Raw genomic sequence first — 20,171 nt, 5'->3', positions numbered from 1 at the left:
TTCGGGGTTTTTATTCCTTAAGGGTGGCGAGTATGTACAACTATATATTATTAAAAGCCTATGCAAAAATAAATCTTTTTCTTGAAATCATAAAAAAACGCGACGATGGTTTTCATGATATTTTTACCATTATGCAATCTGTTTCGCTTGCAGATAGAATTGGTTTGACGAAGAATGACGATCAATATATCTCGATCAAAAGCAATAATATTTTGATACCTCTCGATGAATCCAATATTGCATTTAAAGCAGCTAAAGCTTTTTATTCATATACTGGAATAAAAGGTGGTATCGAAATTTATCTCGAAAAAAACATTCCTACAGAAGCCGGAATGGCCGGAGGCAGTGCGGACGGTGCTGCTGTAATTGTCGGGTTATCTGAGTTGTATGGCATTTCACTTTCTCAAAATGAACTGATCGAGATAGCTTCAACGATTGGTAGTGATGTTCCTTTTTGTCTTTTCGGAGGCACCTATAGTGCGCAGGGTAGGGGGGAGGTCCTTCAAAAAATGAAAGACATCGAACCTTTCTCCATGGTTATCATAAAACCATTATTCTCTATTTCAACAGGATGGGCGTACCAGCAATATGCACATTATTCTACCCCCCCTGAATCTGCTGATCGCATAATTGATAGGATAGGAAATCCTTTGACTCGTAATGCTTCGCTTTATAATGTTTTTGAGGAGTTATGTAGCGGGAGTTATCAGGAAATAAATTCTATAAAAGCTGAATGTTTGACTCTTGGCGCAGATGCTGTAATGATGACGGGGAGTGGTTCTGCTTTTTTTGCCTTATCTAAGGAAAAAAATATTTTACATAAAATCGCTGAATACTTTGATAAAAAAGGGTATTTTGCCACGCTTTGCCAAACTGTTCCTCATGGGATAGAGGTTCTTGAGCGAAAATAACGGATTTCTTTTCACATCTGTGCGAATTCAGTGCTGCCTAACGCGAGTGATCTTCTAATGAATGTGTCATTAATAACGCATCTGAGCCATCTTTGTAGTAGTTCCGTCTTTTATTAAAAACAGTGAATCCCATTTTTTCATAAAAATAATGTGCGGTATTGATTTCTGAGACTTCAAGCTCTATTTCTTTGAAATCTCGGTTCTTTAAAATTTCAGAAAAGTGTTGAAAGAGGAGCATTCCTAACCCTTGTTTTTGGGCTTGAGGATGGATTGCTATCAGTTCGATGGAAGCGGTAGGATGGAGTGCTGTCGCTAGTAGAAAGCCATTTAGCTCGTTATTGACGAATAACCCTATATTCAATGAGTAACAAGAGGAAAGAATCGCTTCGAAATTATCTTTATTCCAGTGGAAATCAAATAATAGTGAAAGATTGGAAACCAGTTCGCGATGATCCACTGTTAAATAAAGGATGACAGGCGTGGTGTTAAATGTTTTTGTTTTTTCCATATACAGTTTTACGGATGTTAGGCGGATGTGAGTAGACCGGACTAAGTGTCAGCACATTATCCTGCTTCCCTCGCTCTAGAAGCTCCTGTCCCCAGAATGCTAAGGTTGATGCCCGTGGTTCCCATGTGCTCTTAGGCGCGAGATAAATTCCTGCTTTCCGAATTGATTCCTCTATGATTTCAAAAACAAGGGATGCTCCGTCTCCAGTTAAATAGAGCGGCCCTTTGCTGTCCGATAACTTGGCGGCTAGTGTCTCGGTATTAATGGTGAATGGTTTTGATAATGGGGTTAAAGTAAAGTGTTCCATCCCATAAATCGCTACATTTACATCGTTTCTGCAGGCTTTCTGAATGACAACAACACTTCCCGAGACCTGGACATTTCGCGCAACCAGTTCGAGCGAATCAAGTCCAATGATTGGAATCGTGAGTATTTGCGACATGACTTTGGCCGCCGTAATTCCTACCCGCAAGTTAGTAAAAGCCCCAGGACCTTTACTAACGACAACTCCTTGTATCGATTTTATTGGAGTTTTTGTTTCATCTATAAGGATCTTAATGTAACGAACAATGTTTTCAGACAACGTTGGAATATGGTTGTAGAAGCTCTCTCCAATAACTTTAGAATCCGCGGCAATTGCTATGCTGAGAGAATTTGTTGAAGAACTGATTGCTAGTATTTTCATTAGATCTTTTCCTTTATTCTCTCGATCTTTTTAAAACCCGATTGAGAATAAACCTATTTAATCAGGCATGCCAGGTTTTGCTCGAAATCCTTATATTTATTGCCGAGGCCTTGAATATAAAAGCATCGCGTAGTTTCATTCTCATAGGTAATTTTAATGGAAATATAGTCTTCTGGCAATACATCAGGGAACTTGTCTGCCCATTCTACCAGTACAATGCCTTCTTTGGGAGGTAAATATTCTTCGATGCCGATATCCAGTGTATCTTCCAGTTCATTAAGCCGGTATAGGTCGATATGGTAGATTGGCAAAGATCCATGATATATATTTATCAGGGTAAATGTGGGCGAAGTCACGTAAGCTGTAACGTGAAAAAATTTACAGAAACCCTGAGTGAACGTTGTTTTTCCGGCACCTAATGTTCCCTGTAAGGCAATTATGTCTTGTGAATGAGTCAGGGATGCAATTTTCCTGGCCAAATCATAAGTTTCTTGTGTGCTTTTAGTTATATATTCCATAGCCGTTTTGTAACTGATGTAATAGCTTTTCTACCGTTTCACCCATTACCGGATGAATCGCATCCGGAGCAATTTCATAGAGCGGTTCAAGGACAAAAAGTCGTTCATGCATTAATGGGTGTGGTATCGTAAGGTCTTCTTCAATAATAATGTCCTCACCATAAAGAACAATATCGATATCGATTATACGCGGGCTATAATCATTTTTATTTGTGCGGCCTAAATTGCTTTCTATTTCCTGCGCTTTTTCCAGTAATTCGTGAGGTGTAAGCGTTGTTAGTATCTCCACTGCGTTATTAAGAAAAAATGGTTGGTTCCTGCCTCCGCCTTCGGGTAAGGTTTCATAACAATTTGATACCATCATTATGTCGATACCTTTCGCGGTTTGTAGTGCTTCAATTGCTTTTTTTATATTAAGTTCTTTATCTCCAAGATTACTGCCGAGCGATAAGAAAGCTTTAATCACAATAAGACCCTCCTTTGTAATATTTTATTGATTCTGACATTGTGATAACTTTTTTCATTTCCTTCACATCATGGACCCTAATTATATTGGCTCCATTATTTAATGCAATAACATTAGTAACTGCTGTGCCGAGGATCCTTTCATCGACCGGATCTCCTAGTATCTTTCCTATAAAAGATTTTCTGCTGGTGCCCACAAGGATCGGGCATTTCAGTGTTTTGAGTTCGCCGAGGTTATGTAGAATGGAAAGGTTATGGTTGATATTTTTCCCAAACCCGATACCTGGGTCAATAATAATTTTTGATTTGTCAATTCCTGTCTCAATTGCAAGCTTAATTGAGTCTTCTAAGTATTCGATGATTTCTTGTATAATATTGCTATATGTTGGATTTTTCTGCATGGTTAGTGGCATCCCTTGTGTATGCATAAGTGCAACCGGGCAATTGTGTTTTTTCACAACGGCAGCCATTTCAGGATCAAAACGCAACCCGCTAATGTCATTAACCATATCCGCGCCTTCTTGCAAGGCTGTATGCGCAACACGTGAATGAAACGTATCGATTGAGATTGGAATTGTCGAAATAGTTCTAATCGCTTTAATTACCGGGAGTACTCGCTTTATTTCTTCTTCTATCTGGATGCTTTCTGCTCCAGGGCGAGTGGATTGTCCTCCTATATCAATTATATCGGCCTCTTCATTGATTAATTGCTTGGCTTTGCGCAAAGCATCTTCGGCGCTATAATACTGCCCTCCATCAGAGAAAGAGTCAGGTGTGACGTTAAGTATGCCCATTAGATAAGACTGGACATTAAAGTCGAAAGTTTTCTTCCCTATGACTATTGGGTGTAGTCTATCTTCTCCTGTAAGTGATTCAAGCTCCTCCGCAATATTTTTAAGCCCGAAAGGCTGGGCTCTGAGCTTTCTAATAAGCTCTTTGTATTGGTTTGATGTACCCGCTATCATAATATCGCCTTCATTGATGGTATGTGTAATCATATTCCGGGGAGTTGCTACTTCCCCACCTTTGGAGAGCATTTCTTGTTTAATGATTAATGCCGCAGTTGTTGATATGTTGGTTATTTTGATAACATGATGACGAAACTTCGGGGCCATGATCTTGATGCCATGGGTATCTGATCCTAGTAAGCGAAGTGCCTCTATTATTTCCTCGTTATTTACAAATTTTTTGATAATTGCTAGATTCTTCATAGGGAAATTATAACATATTTGAAAAGACAAAAAAAAGCCCCACAATTTTTCGGGGGTTTTTATCTATAAACTTTATTTCAAAAGGGGAAGTTGTTTGTATTTTTCAAGATCATCTGCCAGGTCTTGGATAGTATTTAATCCAAAAGCGGTTCCTGTGAATTCGGTGTCATTTGGAGCTTTGAAGTGTCTATATGCTGTAAGTGCGTTTTCGAAAGAGCCTGTACGTATCTTATTGGCGATATTTTTCGTGTCAGGATTGTTTTCACCTTTTACTTCTATCAGGTTAGCGACCATTTTAAGCGTGAATTTTAGATTATTATTAAAATCAGGATAATCTTCTTTTTTTGATAAGACGCTTATTAAATAATTGCCGTCTTTTTTGAACCAAGCTTTGTTCCCATCTTTGTAATAATCGTATATTGCTGGGAAGTGCTCCTTATTTGGAATCCACTGTCCTTGATTATCCTTTTTACCTGACGTGAAGTAGTTAAGGATGTCTCCGGCTAGCTTTTTGTTGGAGGGAGAATTAATTTCATTTATTAATTTTTCGTGTAATGTTTTTTTGTCGTTTAAAGTATCAAGGGTCTTCACAACTTCTTCTGCTTCAGGTTTTTTCATCTCACGGTTATTCCGGTAGAGATCTGCTAGGGACAACTCTTTGTCATTATTAAACCCTTTCAAGCTTTCTTTTGTAAGGTGGGTGAGCGAATCGTATAGAGTTCCTTGGTCCGCTAGCATTGACTCAATCAGTTTTTTTGTACCAGCAGATAGTCGATTATCAGCTTTGGCTTTTTCCAATTCGTTTTTAGATATATGGTGGTCTTGGTTCATTATAAATATTATGTCTTTGTCATATCTCGCAAATTTTGAATCGATATCGAGCTTGAAGTTCTCCTTGTCAGGAGCAAATTTGTCTAATACTTTACCCTTCTCGTTTATGTACCCTTTTTTTTGTAGTTCATTCCAGATCTCTTTTGAGGTATCATTGTTAATAGTTTTATTTTTATCGTCTTTTATGTCGGTGAAGGCATTTTTATTTAAAGCTTTATAATCCCAAGGGAATTTAAAAAGTCCTAAAAAGGTTTTGGGCAAAAACCCGGGAGCTTCTGTGCTGAACGCATTTTCACCTCTGTTGAAATAGCTTATTAACTCATCTATAGTGCTGCTGGTATCTTTTAGGTACTGAGCTTTAGAAAGGTCTTTGATAGAAAGCTCACCGCTATTTACGAGGCCAAAGCAATTTTCATTTGTCATCTTCATCATAGATTTATAGAGCGTTTCGTTATTTGCTAATAATGATTGAATGAATTCTTTACCTTCGGGAGCAAGGTTCTTGTCATCTTTTGCTTTTTTTAGTTCTTCTACAGAAACGTTTTTGCTGTCATTATCCAAATGATTTGTTTTAGTGCTGAAGTATTTTATTGTTTCGCCTATTCCTTTGCTGACTTCCATGAGGCTCTCCTTCATATATATTTATAATGGTGTTGTTATGATAATTATTCCACGGTATAGATAAAATGAAACATCAACAAGGAGTATGGAATTCTTTATGAATAGCACTTCTTGATGATAATAGTCTGGATTAGTTTTTAGGGAAAACTTAGTATGAAAGCAAATAGCCAGTAAAAGTTATTAGATTATAGGACCAATTCGGGTAACTGGCCAGATTTTGAATATAGCTTTACCAACAATATTTTCTGCTGGCAGGAAGCCCCAGATTCTGCTGTCACTGCTGCGCGGACGATTGTCGCCCATTGCGAAGAAGCTCTTTGCGGGTATCTTGATTGGTCCGAAATTATCTTCATCCCTTATGAGAAGATGCTTTGACTCATCAATTTTTTTGCCGTTAACATAGATGTAGCCATCTTTAACTTCAATAATCTCGCCAGGTAAGCCAATTATTCTTTTTATATAGTCACTTCCTGGTTTCTGGGGAGGCCGGAAATACGTTACCTTTCGGAAGGTATTTTCGGTGTAGAAATGTATTGCTCCCTCAACCGGTTCTTCCGGTGGGTAAAAAACTACAACGTCAAATCTTTTTAGCGGGTTTTTGAAATCAATCACATATTTTGTATTTGAAAACGGGATATTTACCTTATAAAGCGGATTAGGAATAACATAAAGAAATGTTTTTTTGTGTTTAGCATTAAATAATGGATTTTGAATCCCATAGTACGGCTTAATTACGACGAGCCGGTCTTTTATCATGAGCGTAGGTATCATTGATCCTGAAGGAATATAAAAAATTTGAAAGAAGAAAGTTTTTATAAGAACAGCTAAAACAAAAGCAATAACAAAGGTTTCTACTGTTTCCCTTATATGTCTGCTAATACTTTTATTCTGATTATCAGCGAGTGATTTCAGTTTGTTACTAAACATTAAGACTTTTTAGTCTCCTTCTTTTTAATTCTTGTTGCTTTCGTACCTATTCTGTCTCTTAGGTAAAATAATCGGGCTCTACGTACTTTTCCTGCAGTAATAATCTCGATCTTTGTGATTTTCGGTGAGTTAAGGGGAAAGGTTTTTTCGACGCCAACATCGCCAACAACTTTTCTGACAGAAAATGTTTTCTGTACAGAGCCGTTTTGCATCTTAATAACAATGCCTTGAAAGAATTGTATTCTTTCTTTTTTTCCTTCGATAATTTTTGCATATACCTTTATCGTGTCCCCTACATGGAACTCCGGGAAGTCACTTCTGACTTGGGCACTTTCAATTTTTTCTATTATGTTAGACATTCCTATCTCCTTTACTAATTATGTTTTAAAGTAATTTTCGAATAATGTTTTATCTTCTTCAGAAAAACAAGCACCAGCAAGTGTATCAGGCCTTTCGTTAAAGGTTTTGATAATGCTTTGCTGTCTTCTCCATTGATGTATGGCATTATGACTGCCTGATAATAGCACATGAGGTACATTTTGTCCAAGAAAATTTGCTGGCCTGGTATAGTGAGGGAAATCAAGTAACGATTCCTGAAATGAGTCCTGCTTTAATGATTCTTGATTCCCGACAACGCCGGGCAATAGTCTGATAAGCCCTTCGCAAAGCACCATGCTTGGCAGCTCTCCTCCACATAGTACATAATCACCAATTGAAACGGACTGATCAACAAGGCTCTCTGTTATCCGCTCGTCGATACCTTCATAATGTGCAGCAATAATAATCAGGTGATGTTTATCTGATAAATTGCTTAATAGCGTTTGTGTCAGACGTTTCCCCCGAGGGCAGGTTAGTATGGTATAGGTGTCGGCAGTTTTTAAGGATGTAATAGCTTTGTGAAGCGGTTCCGGTTTGAACACCATGCCTGGACCGCCTCCAAATGGAGAGTCGTCTACTTGTTTGTGTTTGTCCTCGCAATATTCCCGTAGATTATGTATCTTTATTTCGCAGATATTTTTATCGAGAGCTTTTTTAATGATGCTTTCAGAAAAAACGCTGGTAAATAAGCCGGGAAATATAGTTATAATATCAATTTTCATGTACTCTCTCACAGCTTTCCAACTGATGAAATTATTAAGTATTATAGGTACTTCGGCAACTTAATCCTAATTTCTTTGTTTTCGAAGTCTATTTTGTGGATATATTCTTTTGTTCCTGGCACAAGTATTTCTTCTCCGGTGTCATCATTGGTAATTTCATAAACATCATTGCTCGGTGTGGTAAATACGTCTTTTACCGTTCCGGAAAAGCTGTTTTCACTATCAAGCGCTTTCATTCCAATAAGGTCTTCCACGTAGAATTCATCTTTTTCCAGTGGCGGAACATATTCATTGCTTATTCCAACTTCACTGTTAATCAGCGGTATAGCGTCTTCGATTGAGTTAATCGATTCCAGTTTTATAAGAATGAATTTGGCATGGGGTCTTGCTGAACATACCCTGAAGGTCCTAATGTCGTTGTTTTTTATAAGGGTTACTTCCTTAGCCTTATAAAAGGTTGAGGTATCTTGAAAAAAAGGGAGGAGCCGAAGCTCCCCTTTTATTCCATGTTGTTTTGTTATAACACCAAAAATTATATAGTTATTATTTTTCTTCAACATCACCCGTTATGTCCTGGATAATCCCGTCTTTTATAATGATTTCCATGGCTCCTAGCTTTTGATAAAGATTATCTCCAGGTTTGATTGATACGAATCCATCTATAGTTCCCTGAACGAATTCACTGTCGATAGGAAGGCTTTGTGCTTCGTCTACTCTTTTCGTTAGTTCATCTTTTGCAGATTTTTGTTGGACGCGTTCAAGTTCGATTTGTTGCTTTATTGAACTTATTTGGTCAAGGGCACCTTGCTTGGTCATCATCTCAACAAGCTGTTTCCCTTGTATTTCCATTTGCTGGAGTTTTTCATCGAGAGATTTTATGGAATTCTGTAGTTCATAGACTAAGTATTTTCTAAAATCTTCTGTAACAATAGCTTTTATCGTCACTGTTCTCTTTAAAGTAACCGACTTAGATTTCTTTTTGTCATCCATTAAAATCTCCTTAGGTTATTTAGTTATAATTTCAACAGTTACTTTTTTTCTTTGTTTTGCAGCTGCAGCTTTGACAACAGTTCTGATGGCATTTGCAATTCTACCTTCTCTGCCGATTATTTTACCGACATCTTCAGGAGAAACGTTAATTTCGAGAATAACAATGCTTTCTCCTTCAGTTTCATTTATTCTTACCTCATCCGGATTATCAACGAGAGCTTTTGTTATTATTTCAACTAGTTGTTTCATAATACTACACCTGCTTTCATACATGCATCAGAACTTTAACAAGTTCTTTATACTTATGCTTTTTGCTTCTTCGGTGGTTTCTTTGCAGTTCTAACAGGTTTTGAAATAATCCCTGCATTTCCTAGTAATCGAGCAACTGTAACCGTAGGTTGTGCACCTTTGCCTATCCAGGACTTAACTTTTTCAACATCAACATTAAATACTACTGGATCATTTTTGGGTGCATACTGTCCCAATTGTTCAATTACCTTTCCGTCACGCTGTACATGTGAATCTTGTACTACGACACGATAGATAGGGTCTTTTTTCTTTCCAAATCTTTTTAAACGAATTTTTACAGCCATTATTGCCTCCTTCAAAATCAGGGGATGATAATATCATATTAATCGACTTTTCGTCAATGATATTGTTTATTTCTTTTTCAATAAAGAAAATCTTGCCAACTGTTCTTCTATATAATCACCGCCTAACTTTTCTATTAATGCATTTGCTAACGTAATTGCAACGACATTTTCTCCAACAACACTAGCTGCTGGAACAGCACAATTATCTGACCTTTCAAAATGAGCGTCAACAGGTTTTTTTGTTGAGATATCTACTGATTGTAGTGAATGCTTCATGGTTGGTATGGGTTTCATAGCGGCACGTAAGATAATTTTATTTCCATTTGAAATCCCGCCTTCAATCCCTCCTGCATTATTGGTTTTTCTGTAATAGCCTTTTTCTTCGCTATAGAATAGTTCATCATGGACGAGATTTCCTGGTAAGGTGGCTGCTTCGAATCCCATTCCTATCTCCACGCCTTTTATTGCCTGAATGCTCATAAGCGCCTGTGCGAGCTGCCCGTCAAGTTTTCTGTCCCATTGGACATGGCTGCCGAGTCCGACCGGTAGCCGGTCGATAATAATTTCAAATATCCCTCCGAGCGTGACTCCCTTACTTTTAGCTTCATCAATGGCGCTTTTCATTCTGGATTCTGCTTCGGTTGAGAGGCATTTGAGTTCGGATGTTTCAAGGTGGGCACAGATATCTTGGTAGGATAAACTGTTGCTATTAGTCATGGTGGAAGCTACCGAACCTATTTGAGTCACGTGGCTCCAGATAGAAATGTTAAATGTTTCCAGATATTTTTTGGCAACTGCCCCGGCAGCGACTCTTGCCGCTGTTTCTCGTGCAGATGATCTCTCCAGGATATTCCGGAGATCGTTTTGATTATATTTGAGCATCCCCGGAAGATCTGCGTGGCCTGGCCTTACTGCACTGATAGGTTTCGATTCGCTATCTATCGGCTCGACACTCATTGTCTCCTGCCAATTCTCCCAGTCTTTGTTATAGATAACGAAGGAAATCGGGCTGCCAAGCGTTTTGCCATGCCTGATGCCTGAGATGATTTCTACGGTATCTGTTTCTATTTTCATTCTGCCGCCGCGGCCATATCCTTGTTGCCGTTTTGCAAGTTCTTTGTTGATATCGTAGGCAGTTAGTTCTAAATTAGCCGGGATGCCCTCGATGATAACAACGAGTCCTTTTCCGTGAGATTCACCGGCAGTCAAATATCTCATTCTTATCTCCCATAAAAGTTACTAAAATTATCCTTAGTTAATATAGTATAGTAGGTCATTTAATAAAAAACAATTATAAACACTTATTATGACGCTAGAAAATATTTTTTAAAACCCTGAATGGTATTATTCATGAGTATTGCTCTGGTCATAGGACCAACGCCCCCCGGGACAGGAGTTATTGCGCTTGTCTTTTCTGCAACAGAATGAAAATCTACATCTCCGACGAGTTTACCGTCAAGTCGATTCATCCCGACATCGATCACGACAGCGCCATTTTTTATCATGTCAGCTGTAACGAAGTTGGCTTTTCCTATGGCAGCAACGACAATATCTGCATTTAAGCATTTTTCTGCCAGATCTTTTGTTTTTGAATGGCAAATAGTGACCGTACAATTTTCGTTAAGTAATAGGATTGACATCGGTTTTCCTACTATATTGCTTCTGCCGATTACGACGGCATCTTTTCCTGAGAGGCTGATATTGTATTCTTTGAGCAAGGCAATCACTCCGGCAGGTGTACATGGCTGGAAGGGGTTGTCCAGGCCCGAAAAAAGTTTGCCTACATTAATCGGATGAAAGCAGTCGACATCTTTTCGTGGATCGATAGCCTCTATGATCTTCTCGGAATCTATATGTTTCGGTAGGGGAAGCTGTACTAGAATTCCGTGAACAGACATATCGCTATTCAACTTGCTGAGTAACTTCAGCACTTCATCTTCCCCGGTTGTGGCAGGAAGGCGATAAGCTTGAGATTTTATACCGATTTCTTCACAGTCTTTGATCTTGTTTGCGACATATACCTGGGAAGCTTTGTCTTCTCCTACAAGAACAACTGCTAATCCAGGCGTAATATGATGTTTTCTTTCAATCTCAAATATCTCTTCTTTTAAATTACGTTTTATTTTCTGAGAAAGTAATTTGCCATCCAGAATTTTATATGTCATAAAGTGCTTCTCCTTTTTTATTGAGTAGGTGGAGTAATTTTTTCAAAGGTATATTGTACTCCTTTGCGATGGTTTTGCATATTTCGTATTCAGGTTTGATCGATATTACTGAACCCTTAAACTTCCCGACTCTAAAGGGGACCGCTCCCCATTCTGTCTGGATTGTTTCAAAACTGGAATCGAGCATGGTTCTCTCTTTTTGAGAGATGCGTAGTCCGAAGGTACCTGTTTGGGCAAGGATCTCATGAATAAGCGCGGGCATAGTTGCTTCGTGGCAAAGTACCGATAATTTGATAGCCGGACGGCTTTTTTTCATTATTATCGGGGTCAAAAATACATCGACAGCTCCTAATTCCAGCAGCTTTTCTATAAGGAGATCATAAACTTCCGGATTGGTGTCATCAATGTTGGTCTCAATTTCAGTAATCGTAGTGTTTTGAGGGCCTTCTTTTTTTTCAAGTATAATAAGATTGAGATAGTTTGCATCCTCATGCCGGTAACTTCCTGCCCCGTATCCGGAAGCTCGTGGTGAAGCAATCGGTATTGGGGAGAAAGAAGGCTTGAGTGCAGCAAGAATTGCTGCGCCTGTAGGCGTCGTAAGTTCGTAGCTGTTAGTGCTTGAGAATATCGGCATTCCTTTCAAAAGAGCACTTACTGCGGGAACAGGTACCGGGATTGAACCATGAGCACATTTGGCGAGTCCGCCTCCGATATTGATGGGTGTTGCAAATACCTCGCGGATAGACAGGTAATGGATACCCAGGAATGATCCGACAATATCTATAATTGCATCGATTGCGCCGACTTCATGGAAATGAACGGTTTCCTCCGGTATTCCGTGCGCACATGCTTCGGCGCTGGCAAGCAGTTCGAAGGCTTTGATGCTGGTTTCTTTGACGTGGAGCGGCAGCGAAGCAGCCGTAATAAGTTGTTTTATCCTTGTAACTCCGCGATGGTGATGACCTTGCTGGTAGGTTATCTCGACAAAGGTGGTTTTTATGCCATTAATCATCGGATGTGTAACGAAAAGGTCCCAAGGCGGGAGATCGAGAGTTTTTAAGTTGGTGATAAGATAATCCATTGGTACCCCGGCATGGAGGAGTGCGCCGAGGAACATATTTCCCGCTATTCCGGAATGGCAATTAAAGAGTGCAATCATTTTTTTCCCTTTTAAGCATTGATCAAATGATCTCAACGGGTTTTTCTCGGCGATAACTAACTTTTTAGTATAGTTATCTTGGTTCACTCATGTATATTATAAGTGCCGGGGCGGTTCTCGTATCGCTCAATGTGCTATTTATTGATAAGGCTTGCAAAACAGCCTGCTCCGAAACCGTTATCGATGTTGACGAGCGTAAGTCCGGTGACACAGCTATTAAGCATCGCGAAAAGCGGAGTTAAGCCATTGAAGTTCGTTCCATAGCCAATACTTGTCGGGACGGCGATTACCGGTTTGTCGGTAAGGCTTGCGACAACGCTTGGCAGCGCGCCTTCCATTCCTGCTACAATAATTAAAATGTTAGCCTCGTTTATTTTGGGGAGATGGGCAAATACTCGATGTAGTCCGGCAACACCGATATCGTAGATACGGTTAACCGGATTTCCCAAAAATTCGGCTGTAAGCGCAGCTTCTTCGGCTACGGGGATATCGGCAGTACCTGCGCTGAGGACAGTAATGTTTTTTTGTGTTTTAAGTTTGATTTTTCTTTTGAAATAAATAATCCGTGCATCTGCATTGTAAACAATGTCCTGAAAGGCTGGTTTCAGGAACTCATAGACGTCATTTGTCGCTCTGGTGGCGAGCACATTCTCACTGTAGGGGAGCATTTTTTCGATAATCGCTTTAATCTGCTCAGGGGTTTTTCCCGGGCAGTAAATAACTTCCGGAAATCCTTTTCTCAGAGAGCGGTGATGGTCTACTTTTGCGAACCCGATGTCTTCAAAGGGTACTTTTTTTAAGATAGCTAAGGTTTCTTCGAAAGAGAGCTTGTCATCTTTATATTTGTTGAGAAGTTCACTTAAAAATTTTTCATCCATAGCTATTTCCTTATTTAAAATTAATTCAGAGAATATATGAAAAGTGAATCGCTGTCAATTTTAATGTAATATCTATCGTTAAATATTGAGGTAAATATTTACTTGACGTAAAATAGTTGCCGAATTATACTGCTTTTAGTTTCCTATTAGGTATATGCGTGAAGGCAGGACAGCAAATTTATAAAATAAAGGAGAATCTAATGAATAATAAAGGATTTACAGTGGTTGAGCTTTTGTTAGTGTGTTCTATCATTGCTATGCTTACCATGGTAATGATCCCAAACATAAAGAATGTGAGGAACAAATCAAACGAAATGGCTCTGAAATCGAATGTATTTCGACTGCAAACACTTCTCGAAAGCTACTATCTTGATAATGGCCATTACCTTCCTGATAAAGCTACTGGGGCAGGGTTGTTCGAAGTATTTCAGGAAGCCGGCTATATCACGAAGATACCGAAGAACCCATTCACCGGGCAACAGTTTAGTATTGCTGATTCAGAAGGCAAGATAACGTATACGGTTGAGGCCGAAAACTATACGTTAACGGCGTATAAAAGCGATGGAACAACAATTTTGGTGCAGGCTGACGGGGGGTAATCCCGTTAATCAGCAGCATTTGAACAATAATGCATCCACATTTCAGTATAAGCAGTTTCTAAATCTTGGGTAAAATGCTGAGTGTCCATGATCCTTGATTGGCGCATCATCTCCCGCAAGTTTTTTCTGATGTTATACAATATATCCGGAGTGTTCGCTAGATTGATAGCTATGGCGGTATATTCTTCTTGAGATTGGGCAATAAACGAAGAAAGTCCGATGTTCGAGAGTAAGCTGACCCCGACGCGGGATACATGGGTATTCCCTTCGAGTGTGATTACCGGGACACCCATCCAGAGCGATTCACAAGTTGTAGCGGTTCCATTATAAGGGAAAGTATCAAGACTTATGTCTATCGAATTATAAATGTTCATATGCTGTTCGTAGGGGAGGTATTCTTTGAAGGTAATTCGTTCGGAGGCGATACCGTTTTCCGCAAATAATGCCTGGTACTTTTGTAGTGTTTCATCGAACAAGAGCCCTTGAGTTTTAAGAATGAGACGGCTATTAGGTATGGTGTTTAAAATAGTGGACCAGAGCCGGATAACCGTGGAATTTATTTTTGCGAGAATGCTGAATGAGCCGAAGGTGAGGAAACCGTTTTTAAAGAAGGGAAGCTCTCCTACTTCAGGGCAGTTATTGTGTGGCTGATAGCAAAGAAAAGTTGATGGCAGGCGGAAAAGGTTTTCGGAATAGTATTTATCCGTTAATCCTTGCGGGTCCGCGTAGGTATCGGTTATTCTGTAATCGATTGCTGGCAATCCGGTTGTATTCGGATAGCCGAGATAGGTTATTTGCAACGGTGCAGGTTTGCGAGCGAAGAGTGATAACCTGTTGCCATCAGTATGTCCGGCGAGGTCAACGAGAATATCAATTCGGTCGGTTTTTATGAGCTCGATAACTTCCTCATCGGGTTTTCCATTAATATCTCGCCAGATATCTGCATAAGTTTCGAATTGTTTTGTTACGGCATCGGGATGCTTTATGTCAGAGTAACATACGACAGTAATTCGTTTCCGGTCATGCCTGGCAATTACCGGAGCGATAAAGAAACCTACGGAGTGAAGGCTGAAATTTGGAGATACGTAGCCGATCCGCAGAGGTCGTGTTTGCGAAAAATTATTTTCATAGGCTGTAATCATTTTGTTGCTGGCAGCATGTAACTGGAACCAGCGTTTATGTTCTTCAAAAATCGTAGCAGGATCGACCGCAATATAAAAATGAAGTGAAAGCAATATATTTGAATGGGCAACGCTATGGTGCGGATTAACCCGTAGTGCCTGCCGGTATTGTTCCAATGCTTCATCGATTCTGGCAATTTTCGACAGGGTATTTCCCCAATTGCAATAAGCATCAGCGAAGTCTGGCTTAATCTCGATCGCTGTTTGAAAACTGGTGATTGCCTGCGAATAATCATGTGTCTGAAGTTGGCAGATCCCTAGAAAATTAAAGGCGTCAGCAAATTGAGGGGAGAGCCTGGCCGTTTCTTGAAAGCAGGCATTAGCTTCTCCTGTATTATTTTGTTGCAAATAGCTGAGTCCCAGATGGTAGTGAGCTAAAAAAAGCTGAGGATTACGATGAATGGTTTCCTTAAAATACTCAATCGCTTCTGTTAGTTTATGTTGTTTAAAGTAGATGAGCGCAATACTATAATAGGCTTTAAAAAATTCCGGATTATAATGTACTGCTTCCTGAAAGTAGTTGATTGCCTGCTCGAGTTTTTTCTGTTTTGTAAGCGCGAGTCCAATATTGTAATATGCTTCAACAAAGTCTGTTTTCAGGTTGATAACTTTTTGGTAGTAAGAAATGGCATCTTCGAGTTTATTCTGCTGATGTAGGGACATCCCGATATTGTTATATGCATGAAAGTAATCAGGATTAAGCTTGATGGCTGCCTGAAAATGCTGCATCGCCATTTCGTGGTTCCCTTGTTTCTGTAATGCAAACCCGCGATTATTTTGAGCAATATAAAAATCAGGGTTTATTTTGAGGGCTTCCTGATAATAGTTAATGGCCTCATCGAGTTTACCTTCAAAGAGAAGCACGTTTCCTAAATTATTATAGAAATCAGGAATCGATGGATCATTCTCGATGGCCAAGGAAAGAAATGTAATAGCCCGGACATTGTCTCCTTGCTGATTACTGATAATTCCCAGAAGGTTAAGCGTTTCCGCATGGCTAGGTGCTAGCAGCAGAATTTCCTGGCAGAGTAGTTCGGCCTTTATTAGTTCACCGTTTTGAAAATGGACTTTGGCTAACTCTAAGGATTTTAGGGCTGGCTGTAGATTGTTTTCTGAATTATAGGCATTTCCAGGTGACAGGCTCATATCGCAATTGTATCATATTTTATTATGACTTATACTCAAAGCAATTTATATCACAAATAATTATAATAATTATAAAAAATATTTCTTAATTTCTTCCAAGAGGATATCTTGTGTGAGTTCATCTTTTTGGAAATATGAGGTTATTCCTAATTTTTTCAGGAGCTCTATTTCTTCTTTGTTTAAGTGTTTTGCAGTCAAAACTATTGTAGGGATTAATATTTTTTTATCGGACATCTGCTGTGCCACGCTGAATCCGTCAAGACCTGGCATCATAATATCCAGCAATATTAAATGCGGAGGCATTTTTATAATTTTCTTAATAGCATCCAGCCCATTGTACGCAGTATCAATGAAAAAATTGTTTTTAAGGTACATCGAGTACAATTTTACAAGAATTGGATTATCTTCAACAATTAATATCTTATTTTGTTTGCTGTTATGATTATGGTCATCACTGGAAAATTTCTCCAGGCGAGTTAATGAATTGTGTTCTTTTTTATTCGTTCCGTTCATCTTGTATCCCTTTTTCGTAATTGATGGGGAGCGAGAAGGTGAAAACGCTTCCCTTATTTTCTTCACTTATGACTTCAATTGTGCCCCCGAGAAGATTAAGCAGATCTTTGACTATCGGTAGTCCTATCCCTAACCCTTCATATTTTCTCGTAGATGAAGAATCGATTTGTCGGAATTTTTCAAAGATAATCTCTTTTTCTTTTTTGTTGATACCTATTCCCGAATCTTCGACATGAGTATTAAGATAATTGTCTTTTAAGGAAAAATAAACTTTTACATGGCCTTTTTCTGTAAATTTAATAGCATTGCTAATTATGTTAATAAAAATTCTTCTTGCCTTGTCTTCATCAGTCCAGACGGAGGGAATTGCCGCGTCCTCGACCAGGATGAGTTCGATACCTTTTAGCCTGGCCTGGGGCATGAAAGAGAGAATAATTTCTTTATACATTTTATACAGGTTAATCGTCTCAATTTTAATTTTTAATTTTTTCGACTCCATGAGTGAGATGTCGAGTAAATCATTGATCAATTGCCTTAAATGCAGGCTTCCTTTAAGGATTACTTCAAGATATTCTTTCTGTTCGCCGGTAAGTGGTCCGCGCTTTTCACTTTTCAGGATATCAATGAATCCGATAATACTTGTGAGTGGTGTACGAAGCTCATGAGAAATTGTCCTGATAAAGTTATTCTTTAAATGGTCGAGCTCTTTTTGTTTGGTAATATCCCTAATAACGCTGATAAGCCCTAACGGGTTTCCTTTTTTATCAATAGCTCGTGTTATTTTAACATTTAGTATTTTTGCAGTTTTATCGTCTCGAATGAGAGGAATCTCCATGTCTACCTTCTCTTGCTTATTGTTCTGGATTTTTTCGAGTGCTTCTAAATACTGCTTATAAGTGATAATTTCTTCTACATGGCGGCCTATAATATTTTTGTTAATGTTTTCTAAGAGTTCAAGTGCCAGTTCATTTATTTCCATGATAATACCTTCATTATCAATTACAACAATGCCGTCGGCCATATACTTAATAACTGCGCCTGATTTGTCTTTTTCTTGATTGAGAAGGATATTAGCTTTGTAGAGTTCCTTGTTTGTCTGGTTCGTTTCGGAGATCCTTTGCTTCAATTCTTTTTCTAGCTGCTGGTTGAATTGAGCTAGCTTTTCGCTGGTATCTTGCTGTATGAGCTTAATGACTTGTCTGTGTTTTCTCACCAAAAGGTATGCGAATATTGCAATAATGAGAAGCGATGCAATAAAATAACCCTTTAATAATAAGCTCGTGATAGTCATCAGGAATTCCTTTTTATCGGCAGACTAATCGTAAACACGCTTCCTTTTTTTTCGGCAGAGCTTACTTTTATGCTGCCACCTAAACGAGTGATGATTTCCTGCACGATGGAGAGTCCTAAGCCAATACCCTCATAGTTCCTGGAAAAAGAAAGATCGACTTGTTTGAATTTTTCGAAAATTTCAGCAATATATTTCTGAGGAATCCCGATTCCTGTATCAGCTATTTCGATCGAAGTATTATGTTCGTCCTGGCTCGTTGAAAGCGTAATTGATCCGCTGTCTGTGAATTTGATAGCGTTACCGATAAGATTGAATAGGACTTGTCTTATCATATTATGATCGCATTCCAGAAAAAAACTCTCTGAATGGTATTTTTTATTGATAGCGAGTCCTTTCATTTCGATTTGTGGATGAAATGTTTTAACGACTTCGTCAATGAGCGAAGGCAACGCAATTTTCGTAATGGTAAATTCAATCTGGTCCGATTGTAATCTTGATAGACTGAGGAGATTGTTTACGAGGTTTTTAAGATTCTCGGCGCTGGTCTTGGCGAGATCGATGAATTCAAAGTGCTGCTCTTTGATGTAGCTTTTCCCTTCTTTTTCAAGAATATCTAGAAATCCGATGATACTTACGAGGGGTGTTCTTAATTCATGGGAGACAATCTGCAGCAAATTAGTTTTCATCTCATCAATCTTATGCTCTTTTGTAATGTTGTTGAAAACAGAGATAATCCCAATTATTTCACCAAACTCATTCGTAGCTCTAATGAGGCTGACTTTGTAGGTTGAAGAGGATAGCTCATCGGGAGCAAACTGGATCGAAAATGACATTGCCGGTTCGGAATCGGAAGTGAAAGCGCTGATACGCTCAATGTATATCTCATTTTTAATGATAGTTGAGACCAGCTCTCCGAGCGCCAGTTTCGAGTAGATATCAAACATATCTTCCGCTGTTGTATTTATCTCAATAATCCGCATGCCGGGGTCGGTGACTATCACACCTTCGTATAAATTGGACAGGATTGCATGGAGCATGTTTTTTTCTGCCAGTAACTTCTTAGTCTTGATATAGGAATTCTTATTTGATTCTTTTATGGTATGGAAGAGCAGATTAAAGGCTTTTGCCAGATCTCCCAGCTCATCATTTGCGGTGACCTGTACTTTATGTGAAAAATTCCCATTATTAACCTTTTGAACGGTCTGGTGAAGTAGGTCTACCTGTCTTGTAACCATTCGCGAGAGTATGAGCGAAAGGAAGATTGCCAGTACGAGAATTAGAAATGCCGATATGATCAGGAAATACTTGAAATAAGTGAGTTTTGCTATGGCTGATTCAAGCGAATAATCCAAGTAGACAACGCCATATGATTTTTCGATATTGTTAAGAGGATAAATGAACTGGATCATTGTTGGTTTCAGGAGTTCTTTAGTTTGAGTGAACTGAGCTGAATTTTTGATCGAGGCTGGTAATGGCCCTGACCGGTAGAGCACTGTATTATTCGTATCTATAAGGATAAGGTTACGGATGTTTTTATCATTTTGGGTCTGGGAGACAGCCCGTTTGATATCCTGTGCAGGGTTGTTGCCTTCGAGAGCTTTGATAAAGGTGAATGCGAGCGTTTTTACCAGGTACTCGCCCTGGAGCCTTGTATTTTCAATAATCTGTTTTTCTTCAAATCTTATTAAGACAAAAGAGAAAAGAAAAAAAACAAATATAAATATCGAAAGGATAATCAATAAAAACTTATCACGAAGTTTTACATTGTTTAAGAAATGCATGAGTGCTCCGCTCAGTTATCACATGGAAAAAGTTAATAACAGTAATAATTATTAATACTCTTTAAATTAATAGTATAATCAAACAATTGAAAATTCAA

At 38.8% G+C, this 20,171-nt stretch carries 23 protein-coding genes; 2 read left to right on the top strand and 21 right to left on the bottom strand.

Annotated elements, in window-relative coordinates; translation table 11 throughout:
- Nucleotides 1–32 precede the first annotated feature (32 nt).
- A complete protein-coding gene (gene ispE / locus DKM50_07055) occupies nucleotides 33–911 on the top strand; it encodes a 4-(cytidine 5'-diphospho)-2-C-methyl-D-erythritol kinase (GenBank protein ID PZM79933.1) in 879 nt (292 codons plus the stop codon).
- A 37-nt stretch (nucleotides 912–948) separates the two neighbouring features.
- On the opposite strand, the gene DKM50_07050 is transcribed toward ispE, so the two are convergent.
- The 17 genes from DKM50_07050 to larB form a co-directional block, all read right to left on the bottom strand.
- Nucleotides 949–1,419 (bottom strand): hypothetical protein, encoded by a 471-nt coding sequence (locus DKM50_07050; GenBank protein ID PZM79932.1) that lies wholly within the window; start codon nucleotides 1,417–1,419, stop codon nucleotides 949–951.
- Nucleotides 1,397–2,104, bottom strand: a complete 708-nt coding sequence (tsaB, locus tag DKM50_07045) for a tRNA (adenosine(37)-N6)-threonylcarbamoyltransferase complex dimerization subunit type 1 TsaB (GenBank protein ID PZM79931.1) — start codon at nucleotides 2,102–2,104, stop codon at nucleotides 1,397–1,399. The genes DKM50_07050 and tsaB overlap by 23 nt, the downstream gene beginning before the upstream one ends.
- 53 nt (nucleotides 2,105–2,157) lie before the next feature.
- Entirely contained in the window at nucleotides 2,158–2,622 is a 465-nt protein-coding gene (locus DKM50_07040; GenBank protein ID PZM79930.1) for a tRNA (adenosine(37)-N6)-threonylcarbamoyltransferase complex ATPase subunit type 1 TsaE, read from the bottom strand.
- Nucleotides 2,606–3,088 (bottom strand): 2-amino-4-hydroxy-6-hydroxymethyldihydropteridine diphosphokinase, encoded by a 483-nt coding sequence (gene folK, locus DKM50_07035; GenBank protein PZM79929.1) that lies wholly within the window; start codon nucleotides 3,086–3,088, stop codon nucleotides 2,606–2,608. The genes DKM50_07040 and folK overlap by 17 nt, the downstream gene beginning before the upstream one ends.
- A complete protein-coding gene (gene folP / locus DKM50_07030) occupies nucleotides 3,081–4,328 on the bottom strand; it encodes a dihydropteroate synthase (protein ID PZM79928.1) in 1,248 nt (415 codons plus the stop codon). Before folP ends, folK begins: the two co-directional genes overlap by 8 nt.
- Before the next feature lie 42 nt (nucleotides 4,329–4,370).
- Nucleotides 4,371–5,750: a hypothetical protein gene (locus DKM50_07025; protein PZM79927.1), complete on the bottom strand. Its 1,380-nt coding sequence runs from the start codon at nucleotides 5,748–5,750 to the stop codon at nucleotides 4,371–4,373.
- A 180-nt stretch (nucleotides 5,751–5,930) separates the two neighbouring features.
- Entirely contained in the window at nucleotides 5,931–6,677 is a 747-nt protein-coding gene (gene lepB / locus DKM50_07020) for a signal peptidase I (protein PZM79926.1), read from the bottom strand.
- The gene (locus DKM50_07015; protein PZM79925.1) at nucleotides 6,677–7,036 is read right to left on the bottom strand and encodes a 50S ribosomal protein L19; all 360 of its coding nucleotides are present in this window, start codon (nucleotides 7,034–7,036) and stop codon (nucleotides 6,677–6,679) included. Before DKM50_07015 ends, lepB begins: the two co-directional genes overlap by 1 nt.
- A gap of 18 nt (nucleotides 7,037–7,054) precedes the next feature.
- Entirely contained in the window at nucleotides 7,055–7,777 is a 723-nt protein-coding gene (locus tag DKM50_07010) for a tRNA (guanosine(37)-N1)-methyltransferase TrmD (GenBank protein ID PZM79924.1), read from the bottom strand.
- Between the two features lie 41 nt (nucleotides 7,778–7,818).
- A complete protein-coding gene (gene rimM, locus DKM50_07005) occupies nucleotides 7,819–8,337 on the bottom strand; it encodes a 16S rRNA processing protein RimM (protein ID PZM79923.1) in 519 nt (172 codons plus the stop codon).
- Nucleotides 8,321–8,767, bottom strand: a complete 447-nt coding sequence (locus tag DKM50_07000) for a hypothetical protein (GenBank protein PZM79922.1) — start codon at nucleotides 8,765–8,767, stop codon at nucleotides 8,321–8,323. Before DKM50_07000 ends, rimM begins: the two co-directional genes overlap by 17 nt.
- A 15-nt stretch (nucleotides 8,768–8,782) precedes the next feature.
- Nucleotides 8,783–9,016 carry a KH domain-containing protein gene (locus DKM50_06995; GenBank protein ID PZM79921.1) on the bottom strand — a complete coding sequence of 78 codons (234 nt, stop codon included), beginning with the start codon at nucleotides 9,014–9,016 and terminating at the stop codon, nucleotides 8,783–8,785.
- A 53-nt stretch (nucleotides 9,017–9,069) separates the two neighbouring features.
- Complete coding sequence (gene rpsP / locus DKM50_06990; GenBank protein ID PZM79920.1) at nucleotides 9,070–9,360, bottom strand: 30S ribosomal protein S16; 291 nt, start codon at nucleotides 9,358–9,360, stop codon at nucleotides 9,070–9,072.
- 66 nt (nucleotides 9,361–9,426) lie between these two features.
- Nucleotides 9,427–10,578: a chorismate synthase gene (locus tag DKM50_06985; GenBank protein PZM79919.1), complete on the bottom strand. Its 1,152-nt coding sequence runs from the start codon at nucleotides 10,576–10,578 to the stop codon at nucleotides 9,427–9,429.
- Nucleotides 10,579–10,664: 86 nt separating this feature from the next.
- Nucleotides 10,665–11,525, bottom strand: a complete 861-nt coding sequence (locus tag DKM50_06980) for a bifunctional methylenetetrahydrofolate dehydrogenase/methenyltetrahydrofolate cyclohydrolase FolD (GenBank protein ID PZM79918.1) — start codon at nucleotides 11,523–11,525, stop codon at nucleotides 10,665–10,667.
- Nucleotides 11,515–12,684 carry a nickel pincer cofactor biosynthesis protein LarC gene (gene larC, locus DKM50_06975; protein ID PZM79917.1) on the bottom strand — a complete coding sequence of 390 codons (1,170 nt, stop codon included), beginning with the start codon at nucleotides 12,682–12,684 and terminating at the stop codon, nucleotides 11,515–11,517. The genes DKM50_06980 and larC overlap by 11 nt, the downstream gene beginning before the upstream one ends.
- A 134-nt stretch (nucleotides 12,685–12,818) precedes the next feature.
- Nucleotides 12,819–13,562 carry a nickel pincer cofactor biosynthesis protein LarB gene (larB, locus tag DKM50_06970; GenBank protein ID PZM79916.1) on the bottom strand — a complete coding sequence of 248 codons (744 nt, stop codon included), beginning with the start codon at nucleotides 13,560–13,562 and terminating at the stop codon, nucleotides 12,819–12,821.
- Nucleotides 13,563–13,762: 200 nt separating this feature from the next.
- Here larB and DKM50_06965 point away from each other — a divergent pair, with 200 nt between their 5' ends.
- The gene (locus DKM50_06965) at nucleotides 13,763–14,161 is read left to right on the top strand and encodes a hypothetical protein (protein PZM79915.1); all 399 of its coding nucleotides are present in this window, start codon (nucleotides 13,763–13,765) and stop codon (nucleotides 14,159–14,161) included.
- A 5-nt stretch (nucleotides 14,162–14,166) separates the two neighbouring features.
- On the opposite strand, the gene DKM50_06960 is transcribed toward DKM50_06965, so the two are convergent.
- From DKM50_06960 to DKM50_06945, 4 genes are all read right to left on the bottom strand, one after another.
- Nucleotides 14,167–16,488: a hypothetical protein gene (locus DKM50_06960; GenBank protein PZM79914.1), complete on the bottom strand. Its 2,322-nt coding sequence runs from the start codon at nucleotides 16,486–16,488 to the stop codon at nucleotides 14,167–14,169.
- 69 nt (nucleotides 16,489–16,557) lie between these two features.
- Entirely contained in the window at nucleotides 16,558–17,001 is a 444-nt protein-coding gene (locus DKM50_06955) for a two-component system response regulator (protein PZM79913.1), read from the bottom strand.
- Nucleotides 16,985–18,292: a hypothetical protein gene (locus tag DKM50_06950; GenBank protein ID PZM79912.1), complete on the bottom strand. Its 1,308-nt coding sequence runs from the start codon at nucleotides 18,290–18,292 to the stop codon at nucleotides 16,985–16,987. Before DKM50_06950 ends, DKM50_06955 begins: the two co-directional genes overlap by 17 nt.
- Nucleotides 18,292–20,073, bottom strand: a complete 1,782-nt coding sequence (locus DKM50_06945) for a hypothetical protein (protein PZM79911.1) — start codon at nucleotides 20,071–20,073, stop codon at nucleotides 18,292–18,294. The genes DKM50_06950 and DKM50_06945 overlap by 1 nt, the downstream gene beginning before the upstream one ends.
- Nucleotides 20,074–20,171: the final 98 nt, after the last annotated feature.

This window comes from Candidatus Margulisiibacteriota bacterium, assembly GCA_003242895.1.
In the GTDB taxonomy this organism is placed as follows: domain Bacteria; phylum Margulisbacteria; class Riflemargulisbacteria; order GWF2-39-127; family GWF2-39-127; genus GWF2-39-127.
The sequence above is the reverse complement of the archived record's forward strand: the minus strand, read 5'-3'. Positions and strand labels throughout refer to the sequence as shown.

Coding starts and splice junctions, on each gene's coding strand:
- DKM50_06960 (PZM79914.1), bottom strand. CDS start 16,488: ATGAGCCTGTCACCTGGAAATGCCTATAATTCAGAAAACAATCTACAG.
- DKM50_06965 (PZM79915.1), top strand. CDS start 13,763: ATGAATAATAAAGGATTTACAGTGGTTGAGCTTTTGTTAGTGTGTTCT.
- DKM50_07000 (PZM79922.1), bottom strand. CDS start 8,767: ATGGATGACAAAAAGAAATCTAAGTCGGTTACTTTAAAGAGAACAGTG.
- DKM50_06980 (PZM79918.1), bottom strand. CDS start 11,525: ATGACATATAAAATTCTGGATGGCAAATTACTTTCTCAGAAAATAAAA.
- ispE (PZM79933.1), top strand. CDS start 33: ATGTACAACTATATATTATTAAAAGCCTATGCAAAAATAAATCTTTTT.
- DKM50_06995 (PZM79921.1), bottom strand. CDS start 9,016: ATGAAACAACTAGTTGAAATAATAACAAAAGCTCTCGTTGATAATCCG.
- DKM50_06950 (PZM79912.1), bottom strand. CDS start 18,292: ATGACTATCACGAGCTTATTATTAAAGGGTTATTTTATTGCATCGCTT.
- DKM50_07010 (PZM79924.1), bottom strand. CDS start 7,777: ATGAAAATTGATATTATAACTATATTTCCCGGCTTATTTACCAGCGTT.
- rpsP (PZM79920.1), bottom strand. CDS start 9,360: ATGGCTGTAAAAATTCGTTTAAAAAGATTTGGAAAGAAAAAAGACCCT.
- larB (PZM79916.1), bottom strand. CDS start 13,562: ATGGATGAAAAATTTTTAAGTGAACTTCTCAACAAATATAAAGATGAC.
- tsaB (PZM79931.1), bottom strand. CDS start 2,104: ATGAAAATACTAGCAATCAGTTCTTCAACAAATTCTCTCAGCATAGCA.
- DKM50_07015 (PZM79925.1), bottom strand. CDS start 7,036: ATGTCTAACATAATAGAAAAAATTGAAAGTGCCCAAGTCAGAAGTGAC.
- DKM50_06985 (PZM79919.1), bottom strand. CDS start 10,578: ATGAGATATTTGACTGCCGGTGAATCTCACGGAAAAGGACTCGTTGTT.
- rimM (PZM79923.1), bottom strand. CDS start 8,337: ATGTTGAAGAAAAATAATAACTATATAATTTTTGGTGTTATAACAAAA.
- DKM50_06955 (PZM79913.1), bottom strand. CDS start 17,001: ATGAACGGAACGAATAAAAAAGAACACAATTCATTAACTCGCCTGGAG.
- DKM50_07025 (PZM79927.1), bottom strand. CDS start 5,750: ATGGAAGTCAGCAAAGGAATAGGCGAAACAATAAAATACTTCAGCACT.
- larC (PZM79917.1), bottom strand. CDS start 12,684: ATGATTGCACTCTTTAATTGCCATTCCGGAATAGCGGGAAATATGTTC.
- lepB (PZM79926.1), bottom strand. CDS start 6,677: ATGTTTAGTAACAAACTGAAATCACTCGCTGATAATCAGAATAAAAGT.
- DKM50_06945 (PZM79911.1), bottom strand. CDS start 20,073: ATGCATTTCTTAAACAATGTAAAACTTCGTGATAAGTTTTTATTGATT.
- DKM50_07050 (PZM79932.1), bottom strand. CDS start 1,419: ATGGAAAAAACAAAAACATTTAACACCACGCCTGTCATCCTTTATTTA.
- DKM50_07040 (PZM79930.1), bottom strand. CDS start 2,622: ATGGAATATATAACTAAAAGCACACAAGAAACTTATGATTTGGCCAGG.